We start from the raw sequence: 19,181 nt of genomic DNA on the forward strand, positions 1-19,181 counted from the left end.
GGCGCCCACGCGCGCGTGGCGGGCGGGGTGCGGGGTCCGCGGTCAGTCGAGGGGGCGGGCCGGCGCGGTGGCGGCTCTGCGGCGGCCCAGCACCTCGCGGGTGCGCTGCAGGCGCAGGGCGAGCTGGACCTCCAGGACCTGGCCGGGCTTCTGCCATTCGGGGCCGAGGAGTTCGCCGATGCGTTCCAGGCGGCGGGAGACGGTGTTGGGGTGGACGTGCAGGGCCTCGGCCGCGTTGGTGGGGCTGCCTCCGGAGGCGAAGTACGCCTCCAGGGTGCGGGTGAGGTCGGTGAGCCGCTCGGCGTCGTAGTCGAGGACGGGTCCGATCGCGTTCTCCACGAAACCGTCGACGTCGTGGTCGTCGGAGAGCAGCATGCCGAGGAAGCCGAGGTCGGCGGCGGCCGCTGCGGAGCCCGTACCGCCGAGGGCGCTCATCGCGTCCAGGCAGCGCAGCGCCTCCGCGTACAGCGGGCCGACCGCGTCGGGGCTGCCGCCGGGTCCCGCGGCGGCGACGGAGACGGGGTGGCCGAGGAGCGGGGTGAGCTCCTCGGAGACCGCGGAGGCGGCGGCGGAGGCGTCGACTCCGGGAAGCAGCAGCACCACGCAGCCGCCCTGCACGGTCTTGAGGCCGGAGAGCCGGTACGCGTACGAGGACGCCCAGACCACGGCCCGGCCCTGCTCGCCGCCCTCGGGCCGGGCGACCACGAGGACGTGCGGTTTGCGCAGGTCCACGCCGAGTCGCCGGGCGCGCCGGGCGCTCTGCTGCGGGGCGTGCGGCGGGTCGGCGATGAGGTCGTCGAGGAGTTCGTCGCGGACGGGCCCCTCGGCGACGGCCGTGGAACGCTGCATCAGGAGGAGCAGGGCGACGGACTGGGCGACGAGTTCGAGGAGCCGTTCGTCCTCGTCGGTGAGGCCTCCGTCGACGCGGACGACGAGGCCGCCGAGGTCCTCGGAGCCGGCGATGACGGGGGCGACCCAGACGGAGTCGGCGGCGAGGACGGGCCGGCGCAGCGCGTGGGCGTCGAGGGAGGCCTTGGCGACGGCCTCCTCGTCGAGTCCGGGGAAGTCGCCGCAGGCGGCGAGGCGCCGGCCGCCGGGGTCGCGGACCATCACGGTGGCGTCGAGGGCGTCGCCCGCGGCCTTGGCGACGTGCGGGAGGTCGCCGCCGGCGAGGACCAGGTTCATGATCCGGCCGTGGGCCTCGGATACGTGCCGCATCCGGGCGAGGCTGGTGCGCACGCGGGCGCTGTCCCGTTCCAGTTCGAGGAGTTCGGCGCGGGTGCGGTCGAGGAGTCCGGCCTTCTCGACGGCGAGGGCGGCGAGGTCGGCGAGGGCGCCGAGCAGGGCGATCTCCTGCGGGGTGTGCTCGCGGACCCGGCGGTCGGCGCCGAAGAGGGCGCCGATGACGGAGTCCCCGCTGCGCAGGGGCACGGCGAGGATGGCGCGGAGGCCTTCGGCGCGGACGGCCTCGTCGCCGGGATCGACGACCTCGGCGTCGTCGAGGGCGGCGGCCGGGTCGGGGGCCGCGCCGCTGGTGAACCGCTCGTCGGCGGGGTAGTCGGGGGTCCAGATGGGTTCGCCGGTGCGCTGGACGACGCCGCCGAGGCAGTTCCCGGCGCCGATGCGCAGGCCGACGCTGAGACCGGGTCCGGTGGTCTCGCCGGTGTCGCCGCCGGTGCGGGAGCCCTCGGTGACGCGGATGTAGCAGGCGCCCCGGGGGCCGCGGAGCGTCACGTACGCCATGTCGAGGCCGAGGAGCCGGCGGGCGCGGCGGGTGACGATCCGCAGCAGGCCGTCCAGGTCGTAGCCGAGCGTCAGATCGCGGGCGGTGTCGGTGAGGACGGCGAGGGACGCGCCGCTGCGGGCGGCGCGGGCCCGGTCGGTGGCGCGCTCGTCGTGGAGGGAGCGGGCCAGGGCGACGGCCCGCTCCAGGCGGCCGAGTCCGGCGCCGTCGAGTCCGGCGAGGCGGGCCTCGTCGACGAGGGCGTCGAACTGGGCGGGAGCGCCCTGTCCGGCGAGCAGTTCCAGGACGGCGAGCAGCGCGTCGGCGCCCGCGCCCCGGTCCTCGCCCCGCTTGTCCATCTCCCCCACCCCCGTCGTCAGGCCTAAATCGGGCACCTCGGAGAAAACCTGTCCTCGCGGCCGAAACTAATTCGGTCCCGGAAGCGGGTCAACGGTGACGTGCGGCACTTCATTCCCCGGGCTCCGCCCTCCCGTGGCGGGCGGAACCGACGGCGCGTCAGACGGCCACGGCGACGCCCGCGGTGGCGGTGCCGGCGCGGACCGGCTTGGGCTGGCCGGGGACGCGCGTCACGGTGGGGCCGTACCAGGTGACGGCGGGCGTCTCCTCGGTGGCGGGCGCGCGCGGGGGCGCGGGCACGACGGCGTACCCGAAGAGGCCCTCGGAGCCGCCGGTGGGCGAGGTGCGGGTGCCGGTCGCGGCGCCCGCGCGCGTGTGGCGGACGGCGAGGACGGAGTGCCGCAGCCTGCGGAGGCGGGCGGAGGGCTCCATGCCGGTCTCCCGCTGGAGGACCGTGCGCAGCCGCTCGTAGACGGCGAGGGCCTCTTCGTGGCGGCCGCAGCGGAGCAGGGCGACCATGAGGTGGGCCTGGAGCGGTTCGTTGGTGGCGTAGCGGGCGGCGAGCCCGGGGAGTTCGGAGAGGATCGCCTCGTGCCGGCCGAGGCCGAGCTGGGCCTCCACCCACTGGTCGAGGACGCTGAGGCGGGCGGACTCCAGGCGTTCTATCTCGCGGCGGAGGCAGGGGCCGGCGGCCACGCCCGCGTAGGGTTCGCCGCGCCAGAGGGCGAGGGCCTCGCCGAGCCGCAGCGAGGCGCGGGCCAGGTCGCCGGCGTCCATGGCCCGGTAGCCGGCGCCGGCCGCGCGCTCGAACTGGCCGATGTCGTGGATGCCGACGCCGGTGTCGAGGCGGTAGCCGCCCGGGAGCGAGACGAGGACGGCGTCGGCGGTGCGCCGCTCGGTCCAGCCGCCCGCGCCGGCGTCCTCCTCCGACTCGTGGAGGGCGCGGGCGATGAGCGCCCGGAGCTCCGCGATGTGGGCGGCGATCTCGGTGCGGGCGCCGCGCGGCGCGCCGGACGGCCACAGCTCCTCGGTGAGGACGGTGACGGGCACGACCTGCCCGGCGAAGGCGGTGAGCAGGGCGAGGACCTGGCGTGGCGCGGCCGCTGTCGGAGTGATCGGTACCCCGCCCTCGCGGACCGACAGTCCCCCCAGGATGTGGATGTCCACTATGCCCCCTCGGTGTCTGCGCAAGCGGATCCTCGGGTTGATTAAAAAAAGACCCCCCTGGTCATGTCAATAAGAAACCGGAAGGTATGAAATCAGGGTCCCTGAAATGAGATAAGTTCGCCCGATTTGGTAGCAAATAAGAACGTCGCGTTCACGCCAGGGGCCGAAAGCCGATGCATGCCAGCAGCATGTTTCGGACTCGGGGGTTTGGTTTCGCAGGGACCCTGTGGATGCCGGGAGCGCGATCTTCGATGAGTTCACGCCATCCTGACGGACATCCCGACCCGACGGTCTGTTTCAGCCGACCGCGGCGGCGGTGAGAAGGCCGAAGGAGGCGAGGATCAGGGCCGTACGGAGCCGGTGGTAGCCGTTCCAGCGTGCCTCGAAGGCGGCGCGGGTCGCCGACGGGTCCTCGTCGGGGCCCTCGGCCGCGGCGAGCGCGTTGTTGAGCGGGACGTTCCCGACGACGGTGACCAGGTGGTTGAGGACCGCGCACACGAAGCCCGCGAGGACCAGCCACCGCTGCGTCCCGGTCCGCCCCTCCACCGGCACCAGGTAGGCGGCGACCGGGAGGACCGCGGAGGCGGCGAAGACCGTCAGGAAGACGGCCCTGGGCACCGCCTCGTTCACGCGGCGCATCGCGGTGACGAACGCGGCGTCCGTGAGGCGGCCCAGGGCGGGCATGATCCCGGTGAGGAAGACGAGGAGGAAACCGGCGTAGAGGCCGGTGCTTCCGACGGCGAGGGCGAGCAGCAGGGTGGCCATGGGGTCATGATGCCGCGCCCGTGGCGGAGCCGCCCGTTCCCCTCCGGGCCCGCCGCACGGACGCGTCGGGCCTTGCCGCGCGGACGCGTTGGGCCGTGCGGCACGGGCGCGCAGGGCCGTGCGGCACGGACGGGTCCGGCCCCTGCCGCGCGCGGCAGGGGCCGGAAGGCCCGGGTGTACGGATCGCGTGTACGGGTCGGACGTACGGATCGGGCATGCGGATCGGGGGCGCCGGCCGGGCGGACGGGGGCACCGGCCGGGAAGGATCAGGAGTACGGGTCGCCGGAGCGGAACTCGCCCTCCTCGGAGGGGCGTTCCCCGATCAGCCGGTCGGCCTGCCGCACCGCCTCGGCCAGCTCCCCCACCACCGCGGAGCCGGAGCGCCCCCGGATGGCGTCGGCGTACCCGGCGAGCTCGCCGAGGCGCGGCGCGCCCGGCAGCCGGCCGCCACCGCGCAGCTCCTCCGCGAAATAGGCGGAGATCGCCGAGAGTTGCAGGCTGTCGTGGCCCCCTTCCCAGAGTCCGGCGCGCAGCGCGCCCGCCTCGACCGTGCCCGAACGCTCCTGCGGGGAACGGGAGTCGGGGTCGAGCCAGCGGACGGTGGCGGTGGCGATCCGGCCGCTCGCGCCGGGCCGCGTCTTCACCGCGTACAGGGCGGTGACCGTGTGCCCGGCGCCGACCTCGCCGCCGTCGACCCGGTCGTTCCGGAAGTCCTCGTCGGCGACCTCGCGGTTCTCGTAGCCGATCAACCGGAAGCGCTCCACGGTCTCCCGGTCGAATGCGACCTGCGCCTTGGCGTCCCGGGCGCGCAGCTCGACCTGGGCGGGCAGCTGGTCGACGAAGACCTTGCGGGCCTGCTCGCGGGTGGAGACGTACGTGGTCTGGCCGTCGCCCTTGTCGGCGAGCCGCTCCATCAGCGCGTCGCCGTAGTCGCTGCCGACGCCCACGCCGAAGAGGGTGATGCCCTTCTCCCGACGCTGCTCGTCGATGCGGCCGAGGAGGGCGTCGGCCGCCGTCTCGCCGGTGTTGGCGAGGGCGTCGGAGAGCAGCACGACCCGGTTGGTGGCGCCCTTCCGGTGCCCCTCGGCGGCCACGTCGTAACCGGTGCGCAGCCCCGCCTCCAGGTGGGTGGAGGAGCGGACGGCGAGGGAGTCGACGGCTTCGCGGACACGGCCGCGGGCGTCGCCGAGGCGGGTCATCGGCAGCAGGGTCTCCGCCTCGTCGCTGAAGGCGACCAGGGCGACGGAGTCGTCGTCGCGGAGCTCGTCGGCGGCGAGCCGCAGGGCGTGCTGGACGAGGTCGAGCCGGCCCGGCTCGTTCATCGAACCGGAGACGTCGACGACGAAGGTGAGGGCGGCGGGCGGGCGCTCGCCGGCCCGGTCGGCACCCCGGGTGGCGAGGCCGACCCGGACGAGGGACCAGCCCTCCTCGCCGGTGCGGGCGCCGTCGACGGTGACGCTGAAGCCGTCGTCGGCGGGGCGCGGATAGTCGGGGCGGAAGCTGTTGACGAACTCCTCCGGCCGGACGGTGGCGGGGTCGGGCAGCCGGCCCTCGGCGAGCGAGCGGCGGGCGTAGCCGTACGAGGCGGTGTCGACGTCCAGGGCGAAGGTGGAGAGGTAGTCGGGGGCGGGGCTCGGGGCCCGCTGCTCGCCCTCGGGCGCGCCCGGGGGCCGCTGGTCGCCGGGCCCGTCCGTCCGCCCGTCGGCCGGAGCCGGCGGGGCGGCGGTGCCGCCGCCGGGCAGTCGGGGTACGGCCTCGCGGTGGTCGCCGGACGCGCGCGTCGAGTCGTTCGCCTCGCCGGCGCAGCCGCCGACGAGGAGGGCGGCGGCGAGCGCTCCGGCGAGGGCGGCGCTCCTGGTGGTGCTCCTGGTGGTGCTTCTCCAGTGCGGACGTTTCATGGTCGACTCCCCGTTCCTGTACGGAAGTTGTGCCGGACGCGGCGCACCGCCGGGCGGGGCCGGGCCGCGTCCGGGCCTCTGCGACTGTGACGAACGGGAGGCGCGGGCGGACCCCGCGAAGGAGTTGCGGATGGATCTCGATGTGGCAACGGAAGGCGGAACGGGGGGCAGTGGCATGGAGACGCCAGGTTTGTCCACAGGGGTTGTCACCGTGCGCAGTCGCATGAGTACATGGAGTGGACATCGATCGGGCGGGGGTGGTCAGCGGTGGCAGAGAGCGCGGGCTCCGTGATGCTCGCCCGTTCGGCGATGAACCGGGCCGCGACCGAGGGACAGCGGCCGGCGGGGCGGCCGGTCCGGGGTGCGCGGCGCATCAGCGCGGCGCTCGCCGGGCTGGCCGCCTCGACCCGGCACGAGCTGCTGACCTTCGACGACCCGGTGGCCTCGGCGTCGCGTGCGATCCCCGAGCCGTTCCTGGAGCTGGCGGGAGCGTGCATGCGCGCGGCGGCGGAGCGGGCCGGGGAGGTGCGGCGGATCGTGCCCCGGCACGCGCTGCCCCGGCTGGAGGACGGGCCGCGGATACCGGGGCGGGCGCGGTTCGCCGACGCGATCCCGTTCAAGCTGATCGTGGTGGACCGGACGGTGGCGGCGGTCCCGCTCGACCTGGAGCTGCTGTACAACGGCCTGTTGCTGATCCGGGACCCGGTGGTGGTGCAGGCGCTGGTGCGGGCCCATCACGCCTGCTGGGCGACGGCGGAGGAGTTGGTCCGCCTGCCACCGCCCCGGTCGGCGGGCGGACCACCGGAGCTGCTGCGCCCCGTCCTGGAGGCGCTGGTCTCGGGGCTGACGGACGAGGCGGCCGCGGCCCGGCTCGGCATGTCGGCGCGGACGTACAGCCGACGGGTGGGCGAGCTGATGGCCGCCCTGGGAACGACGAGCCGCTTCCGCGCGGGCGCGGAAGCGGCTCGGAGGGGGTGGTTGTGAGACCCCGGTGCGAAAGGCCCCGTCAGGGCCGGGGACACGGGGCTCTCCAGGGCCCTAGGACACGATGTCCTTGCGGGCGAAGCCGCGGAAGGCGAGCGCGAAGAGGACCAGGGCGTAGGTGACGGAGATCGCCGCACCCTGGGCCATGCCGCCCCACTCCAGGCGGGGCTGGAGGGCGTCGATCCAGGCGAACTGCCAGTGCGCGGGCAGGAAGTCGCGCCAGTCGCCGAGCGCCGTGACCGCGTCCAGGACGTTGCCGACGATGGTCAGGCCGACCGCGCCGCCGACCGCGCCGAGCGGGGCGTCGGTGCGGGTGGAGAGCCAGAAGGCCAGCCCCGCGGTGACCAGTTGGGAGACCAGGACGAAGGAGGTGGCGATCAGCAGGCGCAGGACGGACTCCCCCGCCGGGAGCGAGCCGCCGGTGGGGAGCTGGAGCGGTCCCCAGCCGTAGGCGACCGTGCCCACGGCGAGGGCGAGCAGCGGCAGCAGGAAGAGCGCGGCGGCGCTGTAGCCGAGCGCCACCGCCAGCTTGGCGGCGAGCAGCCGGGACCGCGGCACCGGCGCGGCGAGCAGATAGCGGAGGGAGGACCAGCCGGCCTCGGAGGCGACCGTGTCGCCGCAGAAGAGCGCCACGGGGATGACGAGGAGGAAACCGGCCGAGACGAAGAGGCAGGTCGCCGCGAAGTTGGCGCCCGAGGCGGTGGCCGTGTCGATGAGGGTGATCCGCCCGCCGCGGTCGTCGGCGTCGGGGCCGCCGATGGCGAAGGCCACGATCAGGACGAGCGGCAGGGCGGCGAGCACCCCCGCCATCACCAGGGTGCGGCGGCGCTTCCACTGGCGCAGGGCCTCGACGCGCAGCGGCAGGGTGCGCCCGGGACGGTAGCCGGGGGCGAGGGCGTCGGGTCCGGGGGCCGTCGCGGTCATGCGGATCCTCCGATCAGGGTCAGGAAGGCGTCCTCCAGGCGTCGGTGCGGGCCGACCCCGGTCAGCGGGACGTCCAGGCGGACGAGTTCGCCGATGAGCGCGGTCGGGTCGGCGGGGCCGTCGGCCGAGGACAGGCCGACGAGGAGGCCGCCGTCGGTGCGGACCGCCGTGCCGACGCCGGGCAGGGCGGCGACCTTCTCGACGAGCGCGTCGGCGACCGGCTCGCCGAGGGTGACGAGGAGGGTGTCGCCCGCCCCGGTGATCTCGGCGACCGGGCCTGCCTGGACCAGCTGCCCGCGGTCCATGACGACGAGGTGGGTGCAGGACTGCTCGACCTCCGCGAGGAGGTGGCTGGAGACGATGACGGTGCGGCCGCCCGCCGCGTACCGGATCATCACCTCCCGCATCTCGCGGATCTGCGGCGGGTCGAGGCCGTTGGTGGGTTCGTCGAGGATGAGGAGGTCGGGCAGGCCGAGCATGGCCTGGGCGATGGCGAGGCGCTGCCGCATGCCCTGCGAGTAGGTGCGGACGGCCCGTTCGAGGGCGCCGCCGAGGTTGGCGATGCGGAGGGCCTCGTCGAGGTGGGCGTCCTCGGCGGGGCGGCCGGTGGCCTTCCAGTACAGCTCCAGGTTCTCCCGGCCGGTGAGGTGCGGCAGGAAGCCGGCGCCCTCGACGAAGGAGCCGACCCGGGAGAGGACCGGGGCGCCGGGCCGGATGGCCTGGCCGAAGACCCGGATCTCGCCCTCGTCGGGGGTGATCAGGCCCATGAGCATGCGCAGGGTGGTGGTCTTCCCGGCGCCGTTGGGGCCGAGCAGGCCGAGGACCTGGCCCTGTTCGACCTGGAAGGAGAGGTCGCGGACGGAGTACCGCTCGCCGCCCTTGTACTTCTTCGACAGGCCGGTGATCCGGAGGGGTACGGCGGCGAGTCCGGGGTCGGGCGCCGGGCCGGCGGCGCGGCGGCGGGCGGTCAGGAGGAGGACGGCGGCGACGGCCAGGCCGACGAGCGGCAGGCCCCAGACCCACCAGGGCAGGCCGGCGGCCTGGGTGGTGACGGCCGGCGCGGTGGGCACGGTGAGCGGGCCCTCGGCGGCGACGGTGTAGCCGGCGGTGGCGGCCGGGGAGGCGTAGCCGAGGTCGGTGGCCGAGACGACCAGGCGGAGCCGGTGGCCGGCCTCCACCTCGTGGTCGATCGCGGGCAGGGTGAGGGTGACGGAGCGGCCCTTTCCGGCGTCATCGACGCGGACCGGGGCGACGAGCTGGGCGGGCAGCACCTGCTGACGTCCGTCCGGCCCGACGTCGTACACCTTGGCGAAGAGGACGGCGGAGCCGTCGGGGGCCGTGGAGGTGACCCTGACCCGGGCGGTCGGGGTGCCGGTGATCCGCAGCGGGCCGGTCACCGGGGCGGTGTCGAAGCGGGCGTGCTGGCCGGGGAAGTCGAGGGCCAGGCCGACGCCGAGGGAGGAGGAGAGGCCGCCGAGGCCGCCGCCGAGACCGGGCACGGCGGAGACGGCGGGCGGGGCGCCGCCGGCCGGGTTGGCGAAGCGCTGCGGCGGTCCGGTGAGGGCGAGGTCGCGGGTGCCTTCGCGCAGGCCCGGGTAGCGGTCGGCGGTGGCGGCACGGAGGGTGGCGCGGCCGTCGGTGGAGTCGACGCCTCCGGTGCGGCTCACCCGGAAGGCGGGGCCGGTGTCGACGGAGGCGTCCTCCTTCAGCCAGCGGTCGAACCAGGCGCCGATCCGGTCCTCGACGCGCCCGGTCTCGCGGTCGCCGCCGTCGTGGCCGCCGGAGGCCCAGTCGACGGCGACGGGGGCGCCGTTGGCGGCGAGGGCGCGGGCCATGGCGTCGGACTGGTCGAGGGTGAAGAGGGAGTCGGTCTGGCCCTGGACGATCAGGGTGGGGACCTTGACGCGGTCGCCGACGGCGGAGGGGCTGCGGGCCTCCAGGAGGGCGCGGGCCTCGGCGTCGGGCGCGCCGGAGACGGCGACGCGTTCCTTCAGGGCGCAGATCTCGGGGGCGAAGCGGCCGCAGGCGTCGCCCCGGGCGTCGGCGCCCATCGAGAAGAGGATCCCGGACCACAGCTTCTTGTAGACGCCGCCGGGGAAGAGGGCGTCGGCGAGGTTCCAGTAGGTGATCTGGGGGGCGATGGCGTCGACGCGGGGGTCGTGCCCGGCGGCGAGGAGGGAGATCGCGCCGCCGTAGGAGGCGCCGGTGACGCCGACGCGCGGGTCGCCCGCCTCGTCGAGCAGGACCTCGGGGCGGGCGGCGAGCCAGTCGAGGAGCCCCCGCACGTCCGCGACCTCGTGCGCGGGGTCGTTGAGGCCGATCTTCCCGCCCGAGGCGCCGAAGCCGCGCGCGGACCAGGTGAGGACGGCGTACCCGTCGCGGGCGAGGCGTTCGGCCTGCGCCCTGACGTCGTCCTTGGAGCCGCCGAAGCCGTGGGCGAGCAGCACGGCGGGGCGGCGGCCGGAGGGGCCGGCGGTGAAGTACGAGGTGTCGATCCGCACCCCGTCGAGGGTGAGGGGCCGGTCCTCGCGCTGGACGGGCGGGGGTTCGTCCAGGGCGGCGGCGGTCCAGGTGCCGGCGCCCGCGAGGACGGCGAGGGCGGCGGTGACCGCGGCCCACCGGGGAAGTCGGAGTCGCATGGCCCCGAGCGTAGGCGGACCGGCTGTGCGCGGGCGGCGCCCGGGGGCGGAGATCGGCGGCCTCCTGGAGGCGTACGCGGCGGGTCCGCGTACAGCGGTCGCGGTACGCCCGGGACGGCCGTGCGGCGGTGGGACCACCACCCGATCGCGTCTCCCGGCGTGCGGTGGGCCGGGAGGTGCCGAAGAGTCGTGGCGAACGCCCCCACTCGAAGGAGAGAACATGCTTCGGCGCATCTCGATCGCTCTGGCCGGTCTGCTCGCTGTCGGCTTCCTCGCCGCCTCCCCCGCCGCCGCTCACGCCGGTGACGTGGAGGGCTGCTGGGTCAGCGGGGTCGCGGCCTCGGCGGGCAGTGTCCACGTGGTGGACTTCGACGCCGCCTGCTGGGACGTGGGCTGACCTGCGGTCCGGTCGACCGCTCCGGGCGGGCACCCCTTCGGGGGTGCCCGCCCGGCGGCGTGCGGGACGGCCCGGGAGGTCAGTGGTTGCGCGGGAAGCCCAGGTCGACGCCGGCGGGGGCGTCGGCCGGGTCGGGCCAGCGGGTGGTGACGACCTTGCCGCGGGTGTAGAAGTGCACGCCGTCGTTGCCGTAGATGTGGTGGTCGCCGAAGAGCGAGTCCTTCCAGCCGCCGAAGGAGTGGTAGCCGACCGGCACCGGGATCGGCACGTTGACGCCGACCATGCCGGCCTCGACCTCCAGCTGGAAGCGGCGGGCGGCGCCGCCGTCGCGGGTGAAGATCGCGGTGCCGTTGCCGAACGGCGAGGCGTTGATGAGGGCGAGTCCCTCCTCGTAGGTCTCGGCGCGCAGCACGCAGAGGACCGGGCCGAAGATCTCGTCCTGGTAGGCCTTGGCGGTGGTGGGCACGTGGTCGAGGAGGGAGAGGCCGATCCAGTGGCCGTCCTCGTACCCCTCGACGGTGTATCCGGTGCCGTCGAGGACGACCCGGCAGCCCTCGGCCTCGGCGCCGTGCACGTAGGAGGCGACCTTGTCGCGGTGGACGGCCGTGATGAGCGGGCCCATCTCGGAGGAGGGGTCGGTGCCGGGACCGATCTTGATCTTCTCGGCGCGCTCGCGGATCTTCTCGACGAGCTCGTCGCCGATGGCGCCGACGGCGACGACCGCGGAGATCGCCATGCAGCGCTCGCCGGCGGAGCCGTACGCGGCGGAGACGGCGGCGTCGGCGGCGGCGTCGAGGTCGGCGTCCGGGAGGACCAGCATGTGGTTCTTGGCGCCGCCGAGCGCCTGGACGCGCTTGCCGTTGGCGGAGGCCGTGGTGTGGATGTGGCGGGCGATCGGGGTGGAGCCGACGAAGGAGACCGCGGCCACGTCCGGGTGCTCCAGGAGGCGGTCGACGGCCACCTTGTCGCCGTGCAGGACGTTGAAGACGCCGTCGGGGAGACCGGCCTCGGCGAGCAGCTCGGCGATCTTCAGGGACGGGGACGGGTCCTTCTCGCTCGGCTTGAGGACGAAGGTGTTGCCGGTCGCGATGGCGATCGGGAACATCCACATCGGCACCATGGCCGGGAAGTTGAAGGGCGTGATGCCGGCGACGACGCCGACGGGCTGGCGGATCGACGCCACGTCCACCCGGTTCGACACCTGGGTGGAGAGCTCGCCCTTGAGCTGGGTGGTGATGCCGCAGGCCAGGTCGACGATCTCCAGGCCGCGGGCGACCTCGCCGAGGGCGTCGGAGTGGACCTTGCCGTGCTCGGCGACGATCAGCTCGGCGATGGCGTCGCGGTTGGCGTCCAGCAGGGCGCGGAACGTGAACAGGATCGTGGTGCGCTGGGCCAGCGAGGAGGTGCCCCAGGTGGCGAAGGCGTCCTTCGCGGCGGCGACGGCCGCGTCGACCTCCTCCACCGAGGCGAGGGCGACCCGGGTGGTGACGGCACCGGTGGCCGGGTCGGTCACCGGGCCCCAGTTGCCCGAGGTGCCCTCGACGGTCTTGCCACCGATCCAGTGGTGGACGCTCTTCGTCATGACGAGTTACTCCTTCAGAGCCTTCGGTGCCTTCGGTGCCTTCAGAGACGGCGGCGTCGGGCGGTGACGTGCCGGTCGTACTCCTCGCGGGCCTTGACCGCCGACGGGCGGGTCGAGATCTCGGCCACGGGCACATCCCACCACGCCTGGGCCGGGGGCGGGCCCGACACACTGTCTGCCGTTTCGGTCTCGATGTAGACACATGTGGGATCCGTGGCGGCCCGGGCGTCGGCGAGGGCTTCTCGCAGGTCACCGATGGTGCGGGGGCGTAGGACGCGCATCCCGAGGGAGGCGGCGTTGGCCCCGAGGTCGACGGGGAGCGGGGGGCCGGTGAAGCTTCCGTCCTCGGCGCGGAGGCGGTAGTCGGTGCCGTACCGCTCGGCGCCGACCGCCTCGGAGAGGCCGCCGATGGAGGCGTAGCCGTGGTTCTGGAGCAGGACCAGCTTCAGCGGGAGCCGTTCCTGCACGGCGGTGACGATCTCGGTGGGATTCATCAGGTACGTGCCGTCGCCGACGAGCGCCCAGACGGGTCGGCCGGGGGCGGCGAGCAGGACGCCGATCGCGGCGGGGATCTCGTAGCCCATGCAGGAGTAGCCGTACTCGACGTGGTACTGGTCGCGGGAGCGGGTGCGCCAGAGCTTGTGGAGGTCGCCGGGGAGGGAGCCGGCGGCGTTGATCAGGATGTCGGTGGTGTCGCACAGGGTGTCGAGGACGCCGAGGACCTGGGCCTGGGTGGGGCGGGCGGCTTCGTCGGGGACGGCGTGGGCGGCGGTGACGCGGGCTTCCCAGGCGGCCTTGGCGGCGGCCCAGGTCACCGGCCGGGCCGGAGCGTCGCCGAGGGCCCCGGTGAGGGCGGCGAGGCCTTCGCGGGCGTCGGCGACGAGCGGCAGCGGGGCGGCCTGCTTGTGGGCGTCGAAGCCGGTGACGTTGAGGTTGAGGAAGCGGGCGTCGGGGGCGAAGAGGGTGCCGGAGGCGGTGGTGAAGTCGGTGTAGCGGGTGCCGACGCCGATGACCAGGTCGGCGGCGCGGGCCAGGTCGTTCGCGGTGGCGGTGCCGGTGTGGCCGAGGCCGCCGACCTCGCACGGGTGGTCGTGCGGGAGCGCGCCCTTGCCGGCCTGGGTGGTGGCGACGGGCAGCCCCGCCCGTTCGGCGAAGGCCCGCAGCGCGTCCTCGGCGGCACTGTGGCGGACCCCGCCGCCGGCGACGACCAGCGGGCGGGCGGCCTCGCGCACCGCCCGCGCGGCGGCGTCGAGTTCGGCCCGGTCGGGGCGGGTCCTGCGGATCCGCCAGGTCCGCTCGGCGAAGAACTCCTCGGGCCAGTCGTACGCCTCCGCCTGCACGTCCTGCGGGAGGGCGAGGGTGACGGCGCCGGTGGCGGCCGGGTCGCTGAGGACCCGCATGGCTTCGAGGGCGGCCGGGACCAGGGCTTCGGGGCGGACGATCCGGTCGAAGGAGCGGGAGACGGGCCGCAGGCAGTCGTTGACGGAGACGTCGCCGGCGCCCGGCACCTGGAGCTGCTGGAGGACGGGGTCGGCGGGGCGGGTGGCGAAGGTGTCGCCCGGCAGGAGCAGGACCGGGAGGTGGTTGACGGTGGCGAGGGCGGCGCCGGTGACGAGGTTGGTGGCGCCGGGGCCGATGGAGGTGGTGACGGCGTGCGCGGAGAGCCGGTTCCGCTGGCGGGCGTAGCCGACGGCGGCGTGCACCATGGCCTGCTCGTTGCGGCCCTGGTGGAAGGGCATGCCGTCTTCCTCGATCAGCGCCTGGCCGACCCCGGCGACGTTGCCGTGTCCGAAGATGCCCCAGGTGGCGGCGATCAGCCGGTGCCGTTCGCCGTCGCGTTCGGTGTACTGGGCGGCGAGGAAGCGGACGAGGGCCTGGGCCACGGTGAGGCGCCTCATGTGTATCCCTCCGTGTGGTCCGGGTGGAAGCTGATCTTCCACTCCCGTTCGGTTCCGGGTCCGGCCATGACGTTGAGGTAGTAGAGGTCGTGGCCGGGCTGGGCGATCGAGGGGCCGTGCCAGCCGTCGGGGACGAGGACGGCGTCGCCGTGCCGGACCTCGGCGAGGAGGTCGGCGCCGCCGGGACGGGAGGGCGAGATCCGCTGGTAGGCGTAGCCGCGCGGGTCCTCGATCTCGTAGTAGTAGATCTCCTCCAGGACGGATTCGGTCCCGGGGCGGTGCTCGTCGTGCTTGTGCGGCGGGTAGGAGGACCAGTGGCCGCCCGGGGTGATCACCTCGACGGCGATCAGCCGGTCGCAGGGGAAGGCGTCGGCCGTGGCGAAGTTCCGCACGCGGCGGGCGCGGTCGCCGGTTCCCCGGTCCTCGACGGGGACCTCCGGCGCGGGGCCGTAGCGGGCGGGGAGTCGTCGCTCGCAGTTCGCTCCTGCCAAAGCGAAGCGGCCTCCCGCGCCGGAGGAGATCTGGGCGTGGGCGTCGCGCGGTACATAGACGAAGTCGGACACGGCGGCGAACACGCTTGTCCGGCCCACGAGTTCGAAAATCTCCCCGTCGACGCGCACGGTACAGGCCCCGGCGAGGGGAAGCACCACCCATTCGGCATCCGCGCTGTCGAAGGTGTGTTCCGCCCCGGGCGGCAGGTCGAGGATCCGGAGCGCGGAACGGCTCCATCCGGCGGTCCCGGGGTCGATGTCGAGGCGGTACGGCCCCCGGGCGGCGGCCCCCGCGGGGAGGTGGAGGCGGTGCGGTCGGGGCGCGGGGCGCGGGCTCTCGGGAGGGGTCATGTGCGGGGGTCCTCGGTGCGGAGGAGGCGGGTGCGGGGGTCGCGCGCGGCGGTCACCGGCGCGGGCCTTCCGGCGGGAGGGTGCCCGAGCCCGCGGCGAGGGCGCGGTCGATCTCGGCGGCGTCCGGCATCGCGGGGGCGCAGCCGAGGCGGCCGGCGACGACGGAGCCCGCGGCGGCGGCCCGGCGCAGGGTCTCCTCCAGGGGAAGGCCGGCGAGGAGGCCGTCGACGAGGGCGCCGCCGAAGGCGTCGCCGGCGCCGAGGCCGTTGACGACCTCGACCGGCAGGGGCGGGACGGCGGCGCGCCGACCGTCGGCGGCGAGGGCGAGGACGCCCTCGGGGCCGCGTTTGACGACGGCGAGCCGGACGGCGGCGGGACCGTCGGCCCGGCCGGGGGCGAGGAGGCGGAGGAGGGCGCGGGCGGCGGCCTCCGGGTCGCGCTCCCCGGTGGCGACCTCGCACTCCTCGGCGTTGCCGACGGCGACGGTGGCGTGCCGCAGCGCCTCGGTGTAGTGGGGGCGGGCGGTGGCCGGGTCGGGCCAGAAGGCGGGGCGCCAGTCGAGGTCCAGGACGGTGGGGGCGCGGCCGGAGCGGGCCCGCAGGGCGGCGAGGGTGGCGGAGCGGCTGGGTTCCTCGCCGAGGCCGGTGCCGGTGGCCCACAGGACGCGCGCGGCGCGGATCGCGTCGAGGTCCAGCTCGTGGGGGTGGATCTCCAGGTCGGGGGCCTTGGGGCGGCGGTAGAAGGTGAGCGGGAAGTCGTCGGGCGGGAAGAGGGCGCAGAAGGTGACGGGGGTGGGGTGCTCGGGCACCTCGGTGACCCAGCGGCCGTCCACCCCGAACTCCTTCAGCTCGCGCCGGAGGTAGCTGCCGAAGGCGTCGGCGCCGGTGCGGCTGACGAGGGCGGTGCGGCGGCCGAGGCGGGCGGCGGCGACGGCCACGTTGGCCGGGGAGCCGCCGAGGAAGCGGCGGAAGGTCTCGACCCGGTCGAGTCCGACGCCGCTCTGGAGCGGATACAGGTCGACGCCGAGCCGCCCCATGGTGATCAGGTCGTACGGCTCCGACTCCACCCGTGCCACCTCTCGACTCCCGCGCCCCTCCCAGGTCTAACCGCCGCCCCGGGGCGTGTCAACGACATGTCCGGACATTCGGACGTCCTTCGGCAGGTCGGGCGGCTGTCTTGACGCTGGTCCGGGGCGCGGTCAAGGTGGCTGGCATGACGAAGCCGTCGCCGTCGCCGTCGCCCTCCCGCATCCGGATCGGATCCGCCCCGGACTCCTGGGGGGTGTGGTTCCCCGACGATCCCCGTCAGGTCCCGTGGCAGCGGTTCCTCGACGAGGTGGCGGGGGCCGGTTACGAGTGGATCGAGCTGGGGCCGTACGGCTATCTGCCCACCGATCCGGCGCTGCTCGCCGAGGAGACCTCCCGGCGCGGACTGAGGGTGTCGGCGGGCACGGTCTTCACCGGGCTGCACCACGGGCCCGCGGTGTGGGAGCGGACCTGGGCGCACGTCGCGGAGAACGCGGCCCTGGCGCAGGCCGTGGGCGCCGGGCACCTGGTGGTGATCCCCTCCTTCTGGCGGGACGACAAGAGCGGCGAGGTCCTGGAGGACCGGGTGCTGACGCCGGAGCAGTGGCGGCAGCTGACCACGCTGACCGAGCGGCTGGGCCGGGAGGTGCGGGAGCGGTACGGGCTGCGGATCGTGGTCCATCCGCACGCCGACACCCATCTCGACGACGAGGAGAGCGTGACCCGCTTCCTCGACGCCACCGACCCGGAGGCGGTGGCGCTCTGTCTGGACACCGGGCACTACGCGTACGCGGGCGGGGACAGCGTCAAGCTGATCGAGACCTACGGGGAGCGCATCGGCTACCTCCACCTGAAGCAGGTGGATCCGGCGGTGCTCGCGGAGGTGCGGGCCGAGGAGCTGCCGTTCGGCCCGGCGGTGGCGCGGGGCGTGATGTGCGAGCCGCCGGCCGGGGTGCCGGCCCTGGAGCCGGTCCTGGCGGCCGCGGCGGCGCTGGGCACGGAGCTCTTCGCCATCGTGGAACAGGACATGTACCCGTGCGAGCCGGACGCCCCCTTCCCGATCGCCCTGCGCACCCGCGGCTACCTCCGCTCCTGCGGGGTGTGACCGGGGCGCTCCCGCGGGTGTGACCGGGGGCGACCGCACGCGGACGCGCCGCCGTGACCGTGCGTCGCTTCCGTCACGGCCGTCGCTCCTCCGTCACGGATGTCCCGGTTTCGCGGGTTCCGTGTCACAGGCGCTCGACAGCCGCGGCGGTCCCGTCCGGAAGGGGCGTACACCGGGCACAGGATCGGTGATCACCGACGCCACCGCCCGCAGCGCCCCCGAACGGCACCCCCCGCCACCGCTGCGCGGTACGGGGCGTGAGGGAGGTACAGGCATGACGGACAGAAGCCTCTGGTCGTACAAGGACATCGCCGCGCACATCCGGGTCCAGCCCGACACGGTCCGTTCCTATCGGAAGCACGGGCTGCTGCCGCCGCCCGACCGCGTGGAGTCCGGCAAGCCCTTCTGGTACGCGGACACCGTCCGGGCCTGGGTCGCCAGTCGCCCCGGCAACCGGGCCCGCCGCGACTGATCGCGTCCGCCCGGCCCGTGCGCGGCGCCGGCCCCGGTGGAAGCCGGGGCCGGCGCCGCGCCGCGTCCCGGCCCGTCCCCGCCTCGGGCACCCGGCGCCGACGGGCGTCTTCGGCGGGGTCCCGGCCGGCGCGGCGGTCACCACGTCTCCGACGCCCCGCCGGCCCTCTCCCCCTCTCCCCCCTCCCCCTCCTCCGGCGTCCGGTCCCGGCCCCTCCGCACCTTCAGCGCGAGCAGCGGGAAGACCAGGACGGAGACCATCGCGGCGCCCACGAGGGCCGCCGCCTCGCCCGCCGACAGCGCCTCGTCGTCCAGGCCGATGGTGGTGATGGCGACGACCAGCGGCAGCGCGGTGGAGCCGTACAGGACCAGCGCGCCCCGGTCCTTCCGGTCGAGGTCGCGCGGGGCGAGGAACCACATCGGGCCGCCGCGCACCACCAGGAAGAGCAGCAGGAAGACCGGCAGGAGGAGGAGCGCCCGGCCGCCGGAGAGCAGCGAGTCCAGGTCGAACTCGAGACCGGTGACGACGAAGAAGACCGGCACGAGGAAGCCGAAGCCGACGCCCTCGACCTTCTCCAGGATCTCCGGCCCGGCCTCGGGCGCGGCCCCGGTGAGGACGAGCCGGGTGATGAGCCCGGCGGCGAACGCGCCGAGCAGGACGTCGAGGCCGAGCGCCGTCGACGCCCCGAGCATCAGCGCGAGGAGCAGGAAGACGAAGCGGACCGCGAACTGGCCGCTGGTGTGCAGGGTCTTGGCGATGACGGCGGCGAACCACGGCGGGCGGGGCCGCAGCGCCCAGTGGACGGCGGCCGCGGTGAGCGCGGCGAAGACCGCGAGGAGCACGGCGGAGCGGGCCGCGGTCCGCCCGCTGAGCAGCAGCGCCATGGCGATGATCGGCCCGAACTCGCCGACCGCGCCGAAGGCCATGACGACCGAGCCGAAGCGGCCGCGCAGCCCGCCGGAGTCCCGCAGGACGGGCAGGACGGTGCCGAGCGCGGTGCTGGTGAGGGCGACGCCGATGAAGACGCCGGTGGAGTAGCCACCGCCGAGCAGGACGCCGGCGGCGAGGCCGAGGGCGAGCGCGACGAGCCACGCCCACACCGAGCGCCTGAGGGTGTCGCCGCGGACCTTGCCGAACTCGATCTCGTACCCGGCGAGGAAGATCAGCATGGTGAGGCCGAGCTCCGAGAGGCCGTCGATCAGCTCGTCGGAGTGGGCCCAGTCGAGGACGCCGGGGCCGATGACGATGCCGAGGAGGATCTCGAAGACGGCGAGCGGCACGGGGGCGCGGCGTCCCACCCAGTACGCCAGCAGGGGCGCCAGGACGGCGATCACCATGATCAGGACGAGCGTGCTCCCCGAATGCGACATATCGGGTATCTACCATAAGCTCCGGTCAGATGC

15 protein-coding genes are annotated in these 19,181 nt (G+C 75.0%); 4 read left to right on the plus strand and 11 right to left on the minus strand.

What is annotated here, in order from left to right:
* Positions 1-42 precede the first annotated feature (42 nt).
* From IE245_RS05940 to IE245_RS05955, 4 genes are all read right to left on the minus strand, one after another.
* Complete coding sequence (locus tag IE245_RS05940; protein WP_189945665.1) at positions 43-2,082, minus strand: helix-turn-helix domain-containing protein; 2,040 nt, start codon at positions 2,080-2,082, stop codon at positions 43-45.
* 157 nt (positions 2,083-2,239) lie between these two features.
* The gene (locus IE245_RS05945) at positions 2,240-3,247 is read right to left on the minus strand and encodes an AfsR/SARP family transcriptional regulator (RefSeq protein WP_229851099.1); all 1,008 of its coding nucleotides are present in this window, start codon (positions 3,245-3,247) and stop codon (positions 2,240-2,242) included.
* Between the two features lie 297 nt (positions 3,248-3,544).
* Positions 3,545-4,012: an anthrone oxygenase family protein gene (locus IE245_RS05950; RefSeq protein WP_189945666.1), complete on the minus strand. Its 468-nt coding sequence runs from the start codon at positions 4,010-4,012 to the stop codon at positions 3,545-3,547.
* Between the two features lie 266 nt (positions 4,013-4,278).
* Positions 4,279-5,910, minus strand: coding sequence for a vWA domain-containing protein (locus IE245_RS05955; protein ID WP_189945667.1), 1,632 nt, complete (start codon positions 5,908-5,910; stop codon positions 4,279-4,281).
* A gap of 267 nt (positions 5,911-6,177) precedes the next feature.
* Between IE245_RS05955 and IE245_RS05960 the strand changes: the two genes are divergently transcribed.
* The gene (locus IE245_RS05960; protein WP_189945668.1) at positions 6,178-6,894 is read left to right on the plus strand and encodes a helix-turn-helix transcriptional regulator; all 717 of its coding nucleotides are present in this window, start codon (positions 6,178-6,180) and stop codon (positions 6,892-6,894) included.
* Positions 6,895-6,948: 54 nt separating this feature from the next.
* Here IE245_RS05960 and IE245_RS05965 read toward each other — a convergent pair whose 3' ends face one another.
* Together IE245_RS05965 and IE245_RS05970 are read right to left on the minus strand one after the other, a co-directional pair.
* Entirely contained in the window at positions 6,949-7,818 is an 870-nt protein-coding gene (locus IE245_RS05965) for an ABC transporter permease (RefSeq protein ID WP_189945669.1), read from the minus strand.
* Positions 7,815-10,457: an alpha/beta fold hydrolase gene (locus tag IE245_RS05970; RefSeq protein ID WP_189945670.1), complete on the minus strand. Its 2,643-nt coding sequence runs from the start codon at positions 10,455-10,457 to the stop codon at positions 7,815-7,817. Before IE245_RS05970 ends, IE245_RS05965 begins: the two co-directional genes overlap by 4 nt.
* Before the next feature lie 220 nt (positions 10,458-10,677).
* Here IE245_RS05970 and IE245_RS05975 point away from each other — a divergent pair, with 220 nt between their 5' ends.
* Positions 10,678-10,854: a hypothetical protein gene (locus IE245_RS05975; RefSeq protein WP_189945671.1), complete on the plus strand. Its 177-nt coding sequence runs from the start codon at positions 10,678-10,680 to the stop codon at positions 10,852-10,854.
* Positions 10,855-10,933: 79 nt separating this feature from the next.
* On the opposite strand, the gene mmsA is transcribed toward IE245_RS05975, so the two are convergent.
* The 4 genes from mmsA to iolC are packed head-to-tail and all read right to left on the minus strand — an operon-like array spanning position 10,934 to position 16,212.
* Positions 10,934-12,436, minus strand: coding sequence for a CoA-acylating methylmalonate-semialdehyde dehydrogenase (gene mmsA / locus IE245_RS05980; RefSeq protein WP_189945672.1), 1,503 nt, complete (start codon positions 12,434-12,436; stop codon positions 10,934-10,936).
* A gap of 41 nt (positions 12,437-12,477) precedes the next feature.
* Positions 12,478-14,334: a 3D-(3,5/4)-trihydroxycyclohexane-1,2-dione acylhydrolase (decyclizing) gene (iolD, locus tag IE245_RS05985; RefSeq protein ID WP_189945673.1), complete on the minus strand. Its 1,857-nt coding sequence runs from the start codon at positions 14,332-14,334 to the stop codon at positions 12,478-12,480.
* Positions 14,331-15,176, minus strand: a complete 846-nt coding sequence (gene iolB, locus IE245_RS05990) for a 5-deoxy-glucuronate isomerase (protein ID WP_189945674.1) — start codon at positions 15,174-15,176, stop codon at positions 14,331-14,333. The genes iolD and iolB overlap by 4 nt, the downstream gene beginning before the upstream one ends.
* Before the next feature lie 52 nt (positions 15,177-15,228).
* Complete coding sequence (gene iolC, locus IE245_RS05995) at positions 15,229-16,212, minus strand: 5-dehydro-2-deoxygluconokinase (protein ID WP_189945853.1); 984 nt, start codon at positions 16,210-16,212, stop codon at positions 15,229-15,231.
* Between the two features lie 176 nt (positions 16,213-16,388).
* Here iolC and IE245_RS06000 point away from each other — a divergent pair, with 176 nt between their 5' ends.
* Positions 16,389-17,306, plus strand: a complete 918-nt coding sequence (locus tag IE245_RS06000; protein ID WP_189945675.1) for a sugar phosphate isomerase/epimerase family protein — start codon at positions 16,389-16,391, stop codon at positions 17,304-17,306.
* 274 nt (positions 17,307-17,580) lie between these two features.
* Complete coding sequence (locus IE245_RS06005; RefSeq protein WP_189945676.1) at positions 17,581-17,778, plus strand: helix-turn-helix transcriptional regulator; 198 nt, start codon at positions 17,581-17,583, stop codon at positions 17,776-17,778.
* 137 nt (positions 17,779-17,915) lie between these two features.
* Here IE245_RS06005 and IE245_RS06010 read toward each other — a convergent pair whose 3' ends face one another.
* A complete protein-coding gene (locus IE245_RS06010) occupies positions 17,916-19,148 on the minus strand; it encodes a cation:proton antiporter (protein WP_189945677.1) in 1,233 nt (410 codons plus the stop codon).
* Between the last annotated feature and the right edge of the window lie 33 nt (positions 19,149-19,181).

Origin of the sequence: Streptomyces roseolus (genome assembly GCF_014649855.1) — a bacterium.
In the GTDB taxonomy this organism is placed as follows: domain Bacteria; phylum Actinomycetota; class Actinomycetes; order Streptomycetales; family Streptomycetaceae; genus Streptomyces; species Streptomyces roseolus.